Origin of the sequence: Mucilaginibacter frigoritolerans (assembly GCF_007830615.1) — a bacterium.
Taxonomy (GTDB): domain Bacteria; phylum Bacteroidota; class Bacteroidia; order Sphingobacteriales; family Sphingobacteriaceae; genus Mucilaginibacter; species Mucilaginibacter frigoritolerans.
Genome location: NZ_VLLI01000002.1, coordinates 120,492 through 138,216, shown reverse-complemented (window position 1 = coordinate 138,216; position 17,725 = coordinate 120,492). Strand labels below are relative to the sequence as shown.

At 40.7% G+C, this 17,725-nt stretch carries 13 protein-coding genes and 1 tRNA gene; 5 read left to right on the top strand and 9 right to left on the bottom strand.

What is annotated here, in order from left to right:
- Positions 1-70: 70 nt before the first annotated feature.
- The 3 genes from JN11_RS04075 to JN11_RS04065 all read left to right on the top strand — a co-directional run bounded on the left by JN11_RS04075 (position 71) and on the right by JN11_RS04065 (position 3,313).
- Entirely contained in the window at positions 71-2,164 is a 2,094-nt protein-coding gene (locus JN11_RS04075) for a DUF262 domain-containing protein (protein WP_144909890.1), read from the top strand.
- A gap of 61 nt (positions 2,165-2,225) precedes the next feature.
- Complete coding sequence (locus JN11_RS04070; RefSeq protein WP_144909888.1) at positions 2,226-2,594, top strand: hypothetical protein; 369 nt, start codon at positions 2,226-2,228, stop codon at positions 2,592-2,594.
- Between the two features lie 86 nt (positions 2,595-2,680).
- Positions 2,681-3,313: an HNH endonuclease domain-containing protein gene (locus JN11_RS04065; RefSeq protein ID WP_144909886.1), complete on the top strand. Its 633-nt coding sequence runs from the start codon at positions 2,681-2,683 to the stop codon at positions 3,311-3,313.
- Between the two features lie 18 nt (positions 3,314-3,331).
- On the opposite strand, the gene JN11_RS04060 is transcribed toward JN11_RS04065, so the two are convergent.
- From JN11_RS04060 to JN11_RS04020, 9 genes are all read right to left on the bottom strand, one after another.
- Complete coding sequence (locus JN11_RS04060; protein ID WP_144909884.1) at positions 3,332-4,774, bottom strand: hypothetical protein; 1,443 nt, start codon at positions 4,772-4,774, stop codon at positions 3,332-3,334.
- A gap of 79 nt (positions 4,775-4,853) precedes the next feature.
- Entirely contained in the window at positions 4,854-6,620 is a 1,767-nt protein-coding gene (locus tag JN11_RS04055) for a hypothetical protein (protein WP_144909882.1), read from the bottom strand.
- The gene (locus tag JN11_RS04050; RefSeq protein WP_144909880.1) at positions 6,613-7,143 is read right to left on the bottom strand and encodes a hypothetical protein; all 531 of its coding nucleotides are present in this window, start codon (positions 7,141-7,143) and stop codon (positions 6,613-6,615) included. Before JN11_RS04050 ends, JN11_RS04055 begins: the two co-directional genes overlap by 8 nt.
- Positions 7,144-7,903: 760 nt before the next feature.
- The gene (locus JN11_RS04045; protein ID WP_144909878.1) at positions 7,904-9,124 is read right to left on the bottom strand and encodes a site-specific integrase; all 1,221 of its coding nucleotides are present in this window, start codon (positions 9,122-9,124) and stop codon (positions 7,904-7,906) included.
- Positions 9,125-9,370: 246 nt separating this feature from the next.
- Positions 9,371-9,447: transfer RNA gene (locus JN11_RS04040), tRNA-Asp, on the bottom strand.
- 428 nt (positions 9,448-9,875) lie between these two features.
- Positions 9,876-11,423, bottom strand: a complete 1,548-nt coding sequence (locus tag JN11_RS04035; protein WP_144909876.1) for a DHA2 family efflux MFS transporter permease subunit — start codon at positions 11,421-11,423, stop codon at positions 9,876-9,878.
- A 95-nt stretch (positions 11,424-11,518) separates the two neighbouring features.
- Complete coding sequence (locus JN11_RS04030) at positions 11,519-12,583, bottom strand: HlyD family secretion protein (RefSeq protein WP_144909874.1); 1,065 nt, start codon at positions 12,581-12,583, stop codon at positions 11,519-11,521.
- A gap of 32 nt (positions 12,584-12,615) precedes the next feature.
- Positions 12,616-13,938 (bottom strand): TolC family protein, encoded by a 1,323-nt coding sequence (locus tag JN11_RS04025; protein WP_246138939.1) that lies wholly within the window; start codon positions 13,936-13,938, stop codon positions 12,616-12,618.
- A gap of 31 nt (positions 13,939-13,969) precedes the next feature.
- Complete coding sequence (locus JN11_RS04020) at positions 13,970-14,617, bottom strand: TetR/AcrR family transcriptional regulator (protein WP_144909870.1); 648 nt, start codon at positions 14,615-14,617, stop codon at positions 13,970-13,972.
- Positions 14,618-14,909: 292 nt separating this feature from the next.
- Between JN11_RS04020 and JN11_RS04015 the strand changes: the two genes are divergently transcribed.
- Together JN11_RS04015 and JN11_RS04010 are read left to right on the top strand one after the other, a co-directional pair.
- Positions 14,910-17,381 (top strand): PIG-L family deacetylase, encoded by a 2,472-nt coding sequence (locus JN11_RS04015; RefSeq protein ID WP_144909868.1) that lies wholly within the window; start codon positions 14,910-14,912, stop codon positions 17,379-17,381.
- Positions 17,382-17,428: 47 nt separating this feature from the next.
- Entirely contained in the window at positions 17,429-17,620 is a 192-nt protein-coding gene (locus tag JN11_RS04010) for a hypothetical protein (protein WP_144909866.1), read from the top strand.
- Positions 17,621-17,725: the final 105 nt, after the last annotated feature.

Below are 17,725 nucleotides of genomic sequence, written 5' to 3'. Positions count from 1 at the left end.
TATTTTTGTCTGCTAATTTAAACAACTGAGAGAACTTAAGTGACGCATCACAAGATAATAACCAGGCCTAATGATCGACCACCCATCTGCATTTAACCTCAATACGATTGCTAACTGGCAATTGAAAACTGATGAATCCAGGGTTGAACTTCCTCCTTTGCAACGCAGTTTTGTTTGGAAAGTTAACCAAGTTGAATCCCTCTGGGATTCTCTTTTACGTGGTTATCCTATCGGTTCATTTTTGTTATCGAAAAGTGAAGATGACCAGATGTTTTTGATGGATGGACAGCAGCGGGCAACCAGTATTGCACTAGGCCTTTACAATCCGTGGCAAAATGCAGAGAATAATTTCTGGTCTGTTAAGAATTTACCAACTGTGTGGATTGATTTACAGCCGACTCAGGAAACCAGCCAACATAAATTCGTAATCCGGGTACTTACACCATCGCACCCCTGGGGTTACCAGCGCGTTAGGCACACCGACCCATTAAGTGTTCCTGATAAAAGAAGGGCTTTGGAAGTTCTAAAAGAACTTGAAGGTGATCTTTTTCAAAGCTACCTCACTATTCCGGACGCACATAAGTTTCCTTTTGATGCAGATTTGCCAGTACCGCTGTCCTTCGTTATCCAAGCTATCCAGGATAAGGGTGCTTCCTGGAAAGAAAGTTTGGCTGATTTATGTATCACATATTTACCGAAGGCAATCAAAACCAAACATTGCGATCCCGGATCGCTAGGATACGGTGAATATGTTCGTGCAGTCATCTTAGATGAAAATTTTGATGACCGGGGATTAATGCAGTCCGTACAGGGGTTAAGCCAAATTGCCATCCCCGGCATTATTATTGGGCAACAAAGTCTTAAAACGACCGACGATGCGGAAGGCGAAGACCCCACATTATTCGTACGCTTAAACGCAGCAGGTACCCGGATTGTGGGTGAAGAACTAATCTATTCCATTTACAAGGCATCCTTCCCGCAAGCGAAAGACCTGGTTGAAAGCATTGGGGCCAGTTTCATCGCTCCTTCGCAGGTAATTTCATTAGCCAGCCGACTAGTATTGTCAGAAATCAACCTTGGCCAATATCCAACGGTACTTGTTGTAAACGAATTTATTAAACGAATCAGTAACCCGGAATTTAGGACAACGCTAAAAATTTTCATTGGCAATAAAAACATTAGCCCTGCACGCCAACTATTTGAAAACGGTTTTAATTTAATATTAAGTGCCGGAAAATTTAACATGCCACCAGTACTGGTAAAAAAGATTATTAAAGATTCTCCCGATCTTTTCCTAATGTTACTGCATTGGTTGAAAATGCATCCGGAAGATATTTCCAATGATACTCAACAACGGATCATCTGCGCACTGACTGCATTTTCGTGGTTTGGTCGAAATAATATAAAGTATGTGCGCGCAAACTGGCTTAACATCGTTAATGGTGACTTTTGGAGTAAAAATATTTTAGGAGAAGCATTTGTGCAAAATCGGGAAGCGATCATGTACCCTTTATTGAAACCACAAACGCTAAGGTCGTATCTTACAGGTAAAATATCAGAAAATTTAGCCCGGTACGATGGTTTAACACCAACAGCCGATCATCCCATCATGGAAATTTATAAGCAAATATTTGCTGATGTGGATTTTGATTCAGAAGTTGATCAGCTCAATAGCGCTACTGCAATTTGGAGTAATTTTCTTTGGAAGTTGTACCAATGTAAACCCCTGATTTTATTTGCCCAAAGGGATTACATTAACTCAAAATTCAAAGATTACAATCAAATGGAAACTTTAGAAGACACTAATGCTCCTTGGGATTGGGATCATATTTATCCCAGCAGTTGGATTTATATGCAGCACAGAGTTAACGCAAGTATGCGGCACTGGAATAATTCTATCGGTAATTTACGGGCAATGGCATTAGAAGAAAACAGAAGTGAGAGTAATAACCTGCCGCCCTCGATCCGGCTCAATGGTTTAGAGAAACAAAGTTTTGTTAACCCTAATGACCTGCCACTTTGGAATCAGTTAGATCACAGAATTTATGATGGTGAAACTGCAGCTATTGAGGTTCATTTAAGTGCGGTAATCAACCGATTATGTAATATTTATGAACACTGGTATACAACACTAAATGTAGCCGAATTATTCAGCTACGAATAAACGCTATATAGCTTCTAAGTAAGTTAAACCAATATCTTTGTGTTTTTTAATTTTAAATAAAATGCAAGACCACGACTACGTTGGAAAAACTCAAGATGTTTTAAGTACGCTTAAAACAGAGATAAAGAAAATATTAGAAGACAGTATTGAACACCTGGATGAAAATGCGAAAGCTAATCAGATCCGCGACTTTGTTATTGCCTGTGCTGCAGATGTTAGGAATCATCAATTGAAAGATGTCAAAAATAATCAGCCTGATCAAAATGGTAATTATTCTTTGAAAGAATCCGTAGATGCATTTAAAGATGAAGAGGCATTTCCTTATCTGTTAGACCGCATTAAAGATAAACCGGAGGTAAAAGATCAGATCGTCCAACTAGCAACCGATTGTCGGCAAGCAATTATTGACATTGTGAATGATCGGATATAGCAATTTCAACTAAAAGCGCCCCATTATTTTAGCGATCTGTAGATAACCAAAATAATGGGGCGTAATGGGCCGGCTTCGCCGGCGCCGTGCATTTTCAGATCGATGCGGAATTTCTCATTCAAACTTTTGGCACCTTCTCCATCCCGCTAGCCAAATTTCAAGCCTTCCAGGTGCTGGGGAGTTTTATTAATGGCCAAGATGCCATTCTTTTTAAATGGGCTGAGTTTTCCGTACAGGCCTCCAGTAAAAGCCTTACGGTTAACCAGGTATTAGATGAGGTGTTGAAAAGCCCCATCACGACGAGGGAAATCTCAGAATCTAAACCCCTTTATCAAACCATTCTGCAAACAGAAGGAAAAGTTTACTGCGTTTGGAGTGGCAAACAGGTTAACCGCTACGATATTGACCGTATCATTCCTTTCAGTATCTGGAAGAATAATGACCTGTGGAATTTGCTGCCGGCGCAACCGGAGTTAAATAATCAAAAAAGGGATAAAGTACCGGCCATTGATTTGATTGACCAACAACAAGAGTTAATCACCCATTATTGGAAAATCCTCTCAGCGGCCAGACAGCAACGGTTTCAAAAAGAACTTCAGATCGCTTTATTGGGTTACAGTCAAAGCGGAGATTGGCAACAGCAAGCCTTTAATCAACTAAAAGAAAGCTGCGCCTATCTGATCAACGTCCGTGGCTTTGATAGCTGGCTGCCCCGGTAAAAGAGTTAAGGATTAACGCTAAATATCCAAAAATTCCAATAATCGCGTTGGGCTTTGCACAATCTGCTGCAATTGCAAACGTCCGATGATAATCACGCCAAGGCCATACATTCCGGCTGCCGGTACCTGTGCGTTAGTCACCAATACCCGCCGGTAGGCGGTAGTATTCCTTAATACATCAATGAGCCGTTCGGCCTGTGCCGGATTCATGCGGCGGTCCCTGAAAATTTTAAATTCAAAAACATAAGGTTGTCCATTTAAGAAAGCAACAAGGTCTAAACTATCGGTTGTCCCCCTACTGTTTGAACTGATCTCAAAACCATTTTGGGTGAGCACGTAGCCCCAATATTTTTCCAGGGAGATTACTGTCATCGCATCGATATCGCTGAGTGTTGTGAATTGCTGGTAATTCAGAATACTGCCAATATCCACGACATCGGCAAAAGCCCTGATGTTGATGATTTCTATCACCAAGATCCCGTCTTTGAATCGTATGTAATGGTTACCATCACGATCTTCATCGACATCCTCCCTGTAATCCTGAAATTCAAGAAAACCCATGTAATAAATTAAATCAACATCTACACCAACGAAAAGGTATTGGCCAGGGCCGGTTTGACTGAAAGTCCCTGCATAGGAACGCTGTAAAAATTCGACACGCTGGTAGGCATCCCTGATCTGGGTAAATGTTACGTCCTTTAAAAGTTGCTGTTTGCGGGAGATCGTGCGCAGGATACGTGCACGCATCCTGGTAAAATAGCGGCTGAGTTCACTGTGCCCGAGAAAGCTAAAAACAGAGGCATAATGCCCGGCACGTAAAACTTGCCGCTGTGTTTCGGGGTCTAAATCCGGTTCATCACCGGGCGGGTCAACAAACCTGGTCGTACTGGCGGCATGTTCCCTGATCACAGCCATAGATGCCACCCGAATATCAGCTTGCCGCGTCGCTTTTTGCAGGATCGCCCTTGCTTCCTGGCGTCGGGACCGTGCGTCATCGGACGCGCCTTTACATTCAACCACCAATAAGCGGTTGGCTTGCGTTTGGCACTGCCAGTCCGGCCGACGGTCATTGCCGTAAATCCTTTCAATCGTAGAATCTTTGACGTTAAATAATTTGGTTGCTACCATAACAGATAAGCCAACACCAAAATCCTCAGAAAGCGTTTTTAACACTTCACTACCCAAATTGCCTTGAACATTTGCGATGCGGACTCTAAATTCACCGGTATCGAGATCCAATTTTTCCAGCAAATCGGATTTATCGGTAAACTTTTGCCGCCGGGACGGCTCAAATCTCCGGGTCTGAATTGTTCCGATCATGTAGATTAATTTAAAGAGGTTAACCGTGAGCGTACGATTCAACGAAGTTTTATCGGGGCAATCTAAATGTTGTAACAAGAGCGGGTCAATTTCAACCTCAATCCGCAGGTTGCGAAATGGCGCAAGTAAAGAACTAATCATGGAAGGTGTTTTGGTTAAGGTAAAAGTAATGATCTGGCCGCTAATAAGCGCCGAATCGCTGATTTAGAAAACTCCCTGATCATTCCGGCCATAGTTGGTTCGCAACCATTCTTAAAACTTCCGCTTGGAGAAATGGGGATGGCTTGATCAGTTCAGGATTTTTACCCAATTCTTTTTGCAGCAGGCCGGTAAATAATCCTAATGTTTTTTTGCCTAAGCGATACCGCGGAACATTTGCATCATAATCACTACCTAACACATTAGCCTCTAATGAAGTCGGCTCATACTTATTACCGAATCTGTGTTTTTTTAACCGATCTAAAGAGATGGAGCGCGCCGCTACGGTAGCCTCATCCAGGAGCGTCTGAATCACTGGAAAGGACAAATTTGGATAAAGATGATTTACGTGATTCATACTGAGATAATAGGATTCTATATCGGTGCCTTTGGTAATAAACGGGATCACGCACAGTTTACCTAATTTTCGATTAAGTTCGGCTAACTCATCCGCCGACATGTAATCTGCATCCCGATGGATGATAAAAATCAGATCAGTTTTTATCTGCTGTAAAGTACTCATTACAATTGGTAAAGCCCCAACGTTCGTACACCCTTCATAAGACATGACTTTTAATTCATCTAAATCTAAACCATTAGCTAATAAAAGGTTTTCCAGCATATCACCATGGCGGTCTTCGGTTAATACCACGCATTTGACATCCACTAAACTCCGGGTGTTATTGACGATCCGTAATTGATCTAAAAACCGTTCTAACTGAATTTCGTTTTGCTCCAGACCACTACTGTTAGCTACCGGCCCGGGCAACCGGAGCAGGGGCGGCAAAGTTTCAAAACCACCTGAACTCAGAATTTTCACATACTCCGGCACAGGATCACCCAATACAACCACCTTGATCTGTTTAATTTTTTGAAGGCGAAGCACCATGTAATAAAGATAGTCATCGCTGGTGATTAGGTAACCGTCCTTAGCATAAACTAAGATTCCCCCCTTAATAATCGTTTCAGCGATCTGCAAGGCGGCCTGTAAATCATGCAAACGGAGATCAAAGCATTTTTCATAGCTAAACGGCTTAACATATTTGAGATCCGCTAAACCGACTGTTGCTCTAATCAGGCCATCCCGAACCTGAATAATCCGATCCATACATTCCTGGTCGTCCACTACGAAATCATCGTCAGCCAGTTGTTGATCCCATTTATTTTCAATGAGTTGATCCATTGAGATCGTTGATTCTTTATGATTAGTGACAACATGATTAAGCACCTTAAAAACCAAATTAACCCAAGGGTCATCAGTCGCAATACACTCTGTCCCTGAAAGGGTTTGAATTTTACCCGCCGCGAAATATGAAAATGCCGCAGATCGATCCTGTTCGGAAACTTGTAAATTGATATGGTTTAAAAGTTGCTCAGGAAATTTCCCATCTTCCACAATCAACAGATGATAAAAGTTGCGGCCATTATCATTACGGGAACTACTGATCCAAATGCCGACAGGCATATCGGGAAAAACACCCAGCACTTCAACAAACACCGCTTTACCTAAAGGGTATCGATCAAGTTTATCAAGGATTAAATTGACATTATCGCTTTTTTCCAAGTCCGCGGCACTTATTAGCGTACAATGATCGTTGGTAAAAAGATCCGCAATCATTTCACCCAGGGGATAAAACTGCTTTCCGGTCTTTTCTACATAACTGATGGATTGCTTTTTGGAGGGCATGAGATTTGGCTGACCAGCAATCAGATGAAATAATTTTAACTTTAAACGGCCCATCAATCTTCCGCTTAAATTTTCAACCAGCGCTTCAGGAACCTTAGCCATTATTCGTTTTTTTTGGATCTTTTCTACGTTTCTTTTTCTTTGCCTGCTGGAATTGCTGAAACTCCTGATCAATGCCGGGCGTCATCAATCGGACACCCTCCCAAAAAGCGCTGCCCTGATCTGGTAATAATTCTGAGAGAATCTCGGGTTTCTCGCCTTCAGTAGCACCTTCCTTTACTACCAAAAATCCGGTAAAGTCGGTGCCGGGACGAATGCCCCGGCGGATATCAACTTTGTATTCCTTCAGGTCATCTTCAAAAAGCACCCAAAAAGTGGAGTTAGGAATAACTTTCTCAGTCGGTTCTTTGCTCTTGACCAAATATTTCTGCCTGATCAAAGTATCTTCATTCCATCGCTGTCCCCAATCACTCCCGCTGATCGGTTCCTGAAACCGGTCTATGGATAATAAAATCTCTTCGTTGCCGCTGGAGATATCGTCTGTGTATTCGTGATCCGGAAAATGTGCTGCAAAAGCGTTTTCAATTTCTGTAATATCATAATGGCTTTTGAAATTAATATTCATTGAGTCACCAATTTCGGCAATGAAAACCGGGTGGCTGTCATGGTAATCCGCAATCGCCCGCAGGAGCAGTTTGATGGGAGTTTTATCGTATAAAAAGAGTGTGTAGTTTAGGTAAAGCATAATCGTAAAGATATTATTTAAACATAAAATACAATTTGCTTCGGACTTATAAATTAATTTTAGAAGATTATACATCATCCGGCGTAATGAACACTCCAAACTCATAAGGTGTGGCGACGTATCCAGTGCTTATTCTGACATAAAAAGGTACTTAGATAAGCCGACAAATGATAACTGAACATTATCAGCTTCGGAAGTAAAGTAAAGCAAGCATGTATTAGTAGGGCAAAAACGACTGAAAAGTAAACTTAAGCTTGATAGCAACACTATTTTATTAAGCTCACTTTCTGTAGCCGCTTGATTTTATTCACAAATATACTTTATAGTCTTGCGCCGAAATAGTGTGGTCTCATTCATCATAATCCCCACATAGTGCTTGATCATCTCATTTTGAATTGTCAAGGAATCCTTGACCGTTCCTGCCTTTGTCAGTTATATTGATAAAATTGTAGATTCCGAACAACAGTATATTGCTTAATGAGGACTATGGCGAAATCTTTTTACATTCTATTGAACTGTTGCATAACTTGCAACAGTTCAAATCTAATTAGCTTACCTTCAATATAAGCTTGAATGGAGATATATCGTTAGAGCACCTCTAATATTTTCAAAATTATACATATTTTATTTTGCAGACCGATCATATTGTTGCTAACTTTCCTTTTAGGGCGGCCATATCCTCACTGATTTTCAAGTCCACAATCTTAGCATAGTGCTGCGTTTGCTTGAGCGATTTATGGCCTAACATTTTGGAAACAGTTTCGATTGGAACCCCATTACTTAATGTTACCGTTGTGGCGAACGTATGTCGAGCGATGTGGAAGGTTAAATTTTTAGTAATCGTGCAACTGTCAGCGATCTCTTTCAGGTAGGAATTCATTTTCTGGTTAGTTAGCACAGGGAGAACTAAGCCTTTATTTATACATTTAGGGTCATCCTCATACTTAGCAATAATGTTCAATGCTGCTGGCAGCAACGGTAAGCGTGTAGCAGATTCTGTTTTCTGACGGGTCGTTACAATCCACTTACCACCATCTACACCTGTAACCAGATCAGAGCGCCTCAATTGGTAAACATCTATATAGGCTAAACCGGTATAACAGCTGAAAAGAAAAATATCACGTACATGGTTCAGCCTGTCGGTTCCAAATTCTTTGCAGGCAATATTATTCAGTTCTTCTTTAGTGAGCGCAACGCGGATTACTTCTTTCTTGTTAGTTTTAAATCCTGCAAACGGATCTTTAAGCAGCCAACCTTTTTTAATGCACTCCAACACGATTTTTTTGAGATTGCCGAGATATTTCATTGTTGCATTATGCCCGCACTTCCTGACACTCTTCAACCAAAATGCAAACTGCGAAACAAATTCATAATCCAATTCTTTAACATCAAGGTCACCCATCTGGTATTTCCATTGTATAAAAGCTGCTGTATGATCGTGCGCGGTCTTATAACGCATTAAGGTAGATGGGGTGAACTCCTGGCCAACCAGGGCTTTCATTTGCTCATTGTGGTGCTTGAACGCTGCAAGGATCATTCGCTTTTCTTCGCCTTGACCCGTCAATACATTTTTGAGATTTTCAGCAGTCAGAGGCTTATCTGCATCCATTAGCATTTTCTTGGCCTGATAGACCTTGCTACACATAACGTCCAGGTAACTGTTAAGTGCTTTTGCATCTTCTTTTAAGCCGGTCGCACGGCCTGCCGAAGCATTCCAGCGCAGGTTATCCCATTGCCTTTTAGTGGCCACATCCTTTGATATGCCATCAACTGTTAAACGCAGGTAAATGTACCTGGCATTTCCTTTTTCATTTTTGGGTTTCTTCAGAAAGAAGAACAGCCCGAAGCTTTTTTCTAACATAACGAACATTAAAGGGTTAAACAAATGTCGAAATGCAGCGTCTTTAAATCAAGATGTTTAATCTTTGAACATGTTGACAGTCAGTTAATTATACTGATTTAAGCGCGTCTTTTTTTCCAATTTTAAAGACGTCATGAATGACGCGCTTAAATATTGAATAATCCGGGTCGCTTTGGAGGGGCTTAAAACCAAAAAAGCCTCTAAATCATATGATTTAAAGGCTTTTGAACATTTTTAAAATGCTTTTGGCGGAATGGACGGGACTCGAACCCGCGACCCCATGCGTGACAGGCATGTATTCTAACCAGCTGAACTACCACTCCGTTTGGGATTGCAAATATACGTACCTATTTTAATTACACAAGATATTTTTTAAAAAAAATATTTATCGCGTTTTTGGCCCTAAATCAGTGCTTTTTTAAGCTTATTACTTACAAAATCCGGCGCTTTATAAATTTATAGTTTGCTTGAAAATACTTGTTTTAAAGTTCGCCAGCTCGTTAATCAGCAGTATTGTAAACAAATAGTTTAAAAAAGATGAAATAATTTAACGATTGTCGAAAAATTTCATCTTTTCTTCATAAATACTATTTTGTAATTAAATAAAATTTGCTTTTCTCGGTTTAAAACTTGTAAATTTATGACCTAGATTAAATAAGCCGGGGACACAATCTCCGGGGGCTGATAAAATTTTAATTGTAAGTTTTTTGGGGAAAGCCGTCTGCTGATAAAGCAAACGGCTTTTCACTTTTTAATGGGCGTCTACCGGCATTTTAACAGCCTTTTTAAATGGCTGTAAATAAAGTAATGGTATAGAAAATAGCATTACTAAGCCTGATATCCAATAAGCATCATCATAGGTCAGCAACAGGGATTGCCTGCTCACCGCCCCTTCAATAGCTGCATAAGCCATATGAATAGCATCAGATGCTGATTTACCTTTGGCTATAAAAGCCTGCTGCAACATGTTAAGCCGCTGATTAAAGGCGTTGTTATATGGATTGATATTAGTTAACAGGTTACTGCGGTGTGTAGCTGTTCTGATGTGGATAATAGTTGTTAATACAGCTATACCAAAAGAACCACCTAACTGACGCATCATGTTGTTTAGGCCTGTACCTTGTCCAAGTTCCGGCCCTTTCAAATCGGCAATGGCCAGGGTTGTAAGTGGAACAAATAACAGTGCCATACCTACCCCTCTTATTAAAAGCGGAATTAACACATCCTGCTGCCCGGTTGCCAATGTTGAATGACTAAGCATTGTGGTAAACACAAAGAACAAAAACATGCCTATGGTAGCCATAAACTGAGCCGGGATGCCCGCATTTAGCATTTTACCGATAAACGGCATCATGATAATGGTACATAACCCACCCGGGAACAGTAGCTCGCCTGTTTGTTGTGCGGTAAAGCCCAATAGGTTCTGGCAAAACACCGGGAATACGAACACCGAGCCATAGAGCCCGAAACCTAAAACAAATGAGGTAAACATACCCACGGCAAAACTTCGATGCCGCATAATGCTGAAGTTTACTATCGGGTGCTCCGTACTCAACTCGCGCCATATAAAGCAGATTACACCAAGTACTGCAGCAATAGTAAGGATCAGGATGTATGTTTTTGCAAACCAATCTTCCGATTCACCTTTTTCCAAAATGGTTTGTAAGCTTCCAACCGAAATGGCTAAAAGCGCAATGCCCCACCAGTCTATCGGTTTTCCTTTCGCCTCTTTCGGTGTTTCTCTTATAAAGGTGTATGCACAAAATGCGGCAATGGCACCTACCGGAATGTTTACATAAAATATCCACCTCCAGGTAGCGTGGTCGGTAATATAACCACCTATTGTAGGTCCTACAGTGGGCCCTACAACCGCGCCTAAGCCGAATAGTGCTGTTGCTGTACCAATTTGCTCACGTGGCCATGTTTCAACCAAAATTGCCTGTGAGGTGGAGATTAATCCGCCCCCTGCAACGCCTTGTATAATACGGAACAAAACCAGTTCGTTTAAGCCGGTAGCGTTTCCGCATAAAAAAGAGGCTATGGTGAATACAATAATAGAGGTAATAAAGTATTGTTTACGCCCAAACCGGCTTCCTAACCAGCCTGACATGGGCAATATAATTACGTTTGCCACCGAATAACCGGTAACTACCCAGGCAACATCCTCGAGAGTTGCGCCCAAATTACCCTGTATTTGGGGTAAGGATACATTCACAATTGTGGTATCAATCAGCTCCAGCAAGGAAGCTACGATAACCGTAATGGTGATGATCCATTTTTTAAAGCCAGTTTCAGCCATGTTTATTTTTTTATTACTTATCTTTTTCTGAACTTTAAAATTGATAGTCTTAAGTCAAATAGATACTATCAACTCAAGACTATCGATCTCAAAACTTATTCTTTAACTATTACAGAAACATTTACGCTCATACCCGGGCGTAATTTGTCCAAATCTTCTTTGCTTCCGTTAATTTTTATTTTAACAGGAATACGTTGTACTACCTTCACAAAGTTACCTGTAGCATTATCCGGAGGTAATAAAGAGAATTTAGCACCTGTAGCTGGCGAGAAATTGTAAACGCTTCCGCTTAATTTTAATTCAGGGAAAGCATCAACCTCAACATCAACTTTTTGTCCGTCGCGGATTTTATCCAGCTGAGTTTCTTTAAAGTTGGCGGTAATGTAAATGCTGTTATCATTTACAACTGAGAATAAAGTTTGTCCAGCCTGAACTAATTGACCTACCTGAACATTCTTTTTTGAAACGATACCACTTGCCGGTGATTTAACTACAGTGTATGATAACTGTAGTTTTGCATAATCAACATCAACTTGTCTTTGATCAACACCTGTGTGGGTAACATTCAATTGGCTCTTTGTAGTTCCAACTTGCTCCAAAGCTGCTTTATATTGCTCCTGAGCTGCTTTGTAAGTAGCCTGTGCTACTTCCAGATCAGCTTTTGCCTGGTCAAATTGTTGTTGGGTAACAGATCCGTCTTTTACCAGGTTTGCATAACGCTGATAATCTTTGTTGGTTTTATCTAAACGTGCAGCAGCTGATTCAACTTGTGCCTTAGCGCTTGATGAATTGGCAGTGTTAGCAAAAATCTGTGATTCACCAACGTTAATGTTTGCACTTGCGCCTGTTTTAGCAGCTAATGCCTGCTCTAATTTTATTTTATAGTCCTTGTCGTCAATTTTTACCAGCATTTGGTCTCTGTTAACGTGTGTGTTTTCTTCAAAATAAATGCTGTCAACATATCCGCCAACACGTGCTACTACCGGGCTGATGTCGCCATCAATCTGTGCATCATCAGTGTCTACGTGTTTGCCGTAATAGATATATTCTTTAACCCCGAAAATGATACCTATTACAAGTATGGTACCCAATATAATAGGGAGTACTTTATTAGGTTTCTTTTTAGTTTCGTTTTCCTGTGTTTCGTGTGCCTTTGCCATTGTATGTATGTTTTTGTATTGTGAGGTTTCTATTATTTGTTAAGTTTTCCGGTAGATTTTAGTAAAGTATAATAAGCCAGTCCTGCATCAGCTTTTGCTAATTCAAGGTTTATTTCGGCCTGATAGAGCAATGTTTCAGCATCTACACGGTCAGTTGCCGAAGCGATATTGCTTTTATATTTTGATTCCAATATTTTATTGTTTTCACCAGCCTGATCAATGGATGTTTGTAAAAGCTTTATTTTATCCAAAGCCATCGTGTAGTTTTGATAGTCCTGGTTTACTTCTTTTTTAACATTATCAATGGCTATGTTTTTGGTTTCAATTACTTCTTCACGTTGAATTTTAGCCTGAGTTACTTTGTTTTTGTTATTCCAAAGGGTCGAAAAATTCCATGATAAGTTAAGCCCGAAAACGATAGGTGTTATGTAGGTGCCGGTTTTTGGAAGCGGATCAGCTGCAATACCAACGTAGTAAGCTTGTGCCGATGCTGCCAGGGTTGGCATAGCGTTAGCTTTCACATCTTTAATGCTGGTTTCAGCAACCTGGGTACGCAAATCATATTGTTTAAGTTCAATACGGTTTAGCATAGCAGTATCAATGTAATTAGTTAAAGGCGCCAGCTGACGGTCGGCTTCTGTTATGGTATCAATTGCCAGGTTAGTGTTTTCTGGCAAGCCAAGCATAATATCAAGGTTATAGTTGATGATTTTACGATTGGTTTCCAGATCAATACCGTTCAGCTCGATGTTTGCACGCTGTAACTGAAAACGTAAAACGTCATTTTTGGTAACTAAACCCTGGTCAAAAAATCTTTGAGATTGTTTAATCTGCTGATCAATTGAGTTAAGGTTTTGCTGAACTACCTTTTTACTTTGCAGTACTTTATATAAGTTATAATAAGAGCTTATAACATCATAAGTAATTTGGTCTTTATCATTGTCCGCATCCAAACGTGATACCTGGCTCAACAACTCGGTTGATTCACGCGCATATTTTAGTTTGTGAGCGCCCAATATGGTTTCACTTGCTGATACGGTACCCAGCCATGCGTTGTCATTTTTAGGCAATCCGATGCTTGCAGTTCCAAATTTAATGGTATTTGCAGGAATCTCTGCGCGGTCATAGCCAAAGCTTGCGCTTGCGCTGGGCAAAGATTTGTCTTTTGCCTGTTCGTACTGCGAAATAGCTTCATCAATTTTTGATTTGGAAAGCTTTAAAGTTTTGCTGTTTTGAATGCCAAGGGTAACAGCCTCTTTCAAGGTGATTGTCCTGTCTTGTGCCATTGCTGTTGTTCCAAACAGCATGGTGATTACCAAAGCAGGAACAGCATAGCTTTTTAAAATTGTGATCACGTTTTTAAGTAAGTGTGGGTCGGGTTTTTTGTTATTTTGTGTTGTCATTGTCATTCACTAAGTAAGCTTTTATAAGTCGTTTCATATAGGTCTTTACACGGGGTTTCAGTTGTTCTTCCAAATACTTCTCGTCCCGCACATCATGCCCCAACATCAGCGATGATATATTAGGGGTATTAATAATGTAGTTTTTGGTGCCAAAAATTGTAGCTATTGCTAACGGGGTATCGGTATCCTTAAAAAAGGTGCCGTTTTTAATACCATCGTCTAAAATTTTTTTTATTTCCAAAACATTAACCATTAATATTTGAGTTATTTTGTCAGATAGCTCTGACCGTTTACTCATTGACAGCTCCCGGTTAATTAATTTTTGGAAACAATTGTTAACGATAATTCTTTCAACATAGTTGTCAATACATTTGGCCAGTTTATCCCATGAGCTCATGCTTTCATCATTCCCGATGTTTTGCAGTAAGGTTTGAAATGATGATATTTTTCTTTCAAAAACTGCCAGGAACAGGCCCTCTTTTGAGCCGAAGTAATAATTAAGCATAGCCATATTTACGCCAGCTTCGCCGGATATCATCCGGGTGGAGGCCCCGTCAAATCCCAGGTCTGAAAAAATTTTTTCAGCAACATCCAGGATATGGTCTTTCTTATCTATTTTATCTTTATCCATTGCTTTTCTCGCACAAAATTAATCAAACGATTGATTGAGTGCAAGGGCTCTGCTATTATTATTATACTATGATGACAATCAACACAATAAAGACGACGAAGTGGTACTCAAATTTACAGTATTCAAATCTTTAACTAATTATTAATACACATTAAATTCTGATAATGTTTATTTAAATGACGATTATCGGCGTAAAACATTCTAAATTAACTTTGTATTCTTTAAGTAACATTTGATTTACCTTCGGCGGGCTTTCCATTTTTACACATTATCTTTCAATATATTTGTTTACATGAACCGTATTAAAATCGCTGCATCCATTTTACTGGCATCCTTTTCGCAATTAACTTTTGCTCAAACAGCCCCGCCGGCCGATCTGGTAACCATTGAACAAAATTTTAAGAAACTGGATGTTCTGGGTAGCGTGTTATACGTGGCAGCCCATCCTGACGATGAAAATACACGATTACTGGCTTATCTCGCCCAGGAAAAACACTACCGTACCGGTTATCTTTCTTTAACCCGGGGCGATGGCGGTCAGAATTTATTAGGCAGCGAACAAGGTGAATTATTAGGACTGATACGTACCCAGGAACTTTTGGCAGCGAGGAAAGTTGATGGTGCCGAGCAGTTTTTTACAAGGGCAAATGATTTTGGTTTCTCAAAAGGGCCGGATGAAACCTTAAAAATATGGGACAGGGAAAAGGTTTTGGGCGATGTAGTTTGGGTGATAAGGAAGTTCAGGCCGGATGTGATTATTTGCCGGTTTCCAACAACCGGCGAGGGGGGGCATGGACATCATACCTCATCAGCTATACTGGCGCAGGAGGCTTTTGCCGCTGCAGCCGATCCGAAACGCTTCCCGGAGCAACTACAATATGTAAAAACATGGCAGGCCAAAAGGTTATTGTGGAATACCTTTAACTTTGGCACCACTAACACCATAAGGCCCGGTCAGTTTAAGGTTGATGTGGGCGTTTATAACCCGATAATTGGTAAAGGCTATGGCGAACTGGCTGCCGAAAGCCGCTCAAACCATAAAACACAGGGCTTTGGTTCTGCCAGGCAGAGAGGTGAAGCTCCGGAATTTTTTAAAACCATTTTGGGCGATGCTCCGCAAAATGACCTGCTTGATGGAGTAGATGCTACCTGGAGCAGAATTAAGGGAGGCGAAGCCATTGCTGCAGAAATTAGCACTATCCGTAAAAATTTCGATGTAGATCATCCTGAAAAATCAGTGCCCGCATTGGTGAAATTATTGGATCAGGTTGAAAAGGTGCAGAATGCTTATTGGCGAGCGCAAAAAGTAAAAGAGCTTGATAACCTGATAGCGGCCTGTGCCGGTTTATGGTTTGAAAGTTACACCGTAGAATCAACTTATGCCCTGGGTGATAGTATTGCTGTCTATTCGCAGGTACTTGACAGGTATAGCGATAAAGTAAAGTTAAACAGCATCAGTATTAATGGCATTGCCAAAAGCTATAACAGTGCAATAGCTGCAAACCAGTTACAATCCTATTCGATAAATACGTTTGCTGCAAAAATAACACAACCTTACTGGCTGCAAACGCCCCATACACAAGGAACTTATAATATCCCTGATCAGCTTTCAGTAGGGAATCCTGAAACCCAGGGCCTGTTGACCGCTGATTTTGAATTTACGATTGAAGGTAAACTGATTCATTTTGAGCGCCGCCTCGTTTATAAATTTGTTGACCCTGTTAGAGGCGAGGTTTATCAGCTGCTTACCATAGCGCCTCCGGTAACCGCCAATGTTGAAAGCAAGGATTATATTTTTAACAGCACCATACCCCAAACAATACAGATAAAACTAAAAAGCTTTACCAAAGCAAGCGGTAGTATCAGCCTGAAACCAATGGCCGGGTGGAAGGTTGTTCCTGAAAAGTTTGATTTTAGCAATAAAAATAAAGGTGATGAATGGACTGTTGCGTTTACGGTAACCCCGGCGGATAATCAGCCTAAAACCACCACTTTGGAGGCAGTTGTAAATGTAAACGGCCAATCGTTTTCACTAGGTATATTAAACATTAAATATGATCATGTACCTAATATTACCTTGTTCCTACCGGCACAGGCAAAGCTGATTGATGTTGACTTGAAAATAGCCGGTAAAAAAATAGGCTATATCCAGGGTGCTGGTGATTTAGTGCCCGATGCACTTAAACAGGTGGGCTATGATGTTCACCAGTTGAGTGAAAACGAAATTTTGAATGGCGATTTGTCTGGCTATGATGCCATAATTACCGGGGTACGCGCCTGGAACGTGAACGAGCGCCTTGCTGTTGAGCAACCCAAATTGATGGAGTACGTAAAAAATGGCGGTAACCTTTTGGTTCAATACAATAACAATGCAGGCATTGTTACCAAACAGATTGGCCCCTATCCTTTACGAGTAGTAAACCAACGGGTAACCGACGAGGATGCCAAAGTAACCATCCTTGATCAGCAGAGCCCGGTATTAAACTATCCGAATAAGATCAGTCAGGACGATTTTAACGGATGGATCCAGGAACGGGGATTATACTTTGTAAGCGATATTGATCCTCAATATAAAACGGTACTGCAAATGAACGATCCTGGTGAAGCGCCAAACAACGGGTCATTAGTGGTAGGCAATTATGGCGAGGGAAGATTTATTTATACCTCACTTGCATTTTTCAGGCAATTGCCTGCGGGTGTACCCGGGGCTTATCGCCTGTTTATTAATTTACTAAGTAAGCCTAAAAATCAGCCTTTGAATTAGGCATCAATACATATAAAATATAACTTTGCGCTATTATAATTAATACTATGACACATCATCACAAAGAAGAAGAAACCAATGTAACCGGCTTATATGCACTTATCGGATTATTAAGCGGCGCTTTTGTTGGCTTGATATTAGAAAGTTCATTTGTATGGATCCCTGTTTTGGCCATTTTTGGTTTCCTTTTTGCCGGCTTTTTTTACAATACATTGGTAAAAGGCCGTGGCGACGCCTGATCCTGATCTGCCATCATTTATAAAAAGCTGGAACCAGTTTTACGGCATAGTTATTACCTGGCTGGTTCTTTTAATCTTTATTTTCTGGCTCATTACCATTTGTTT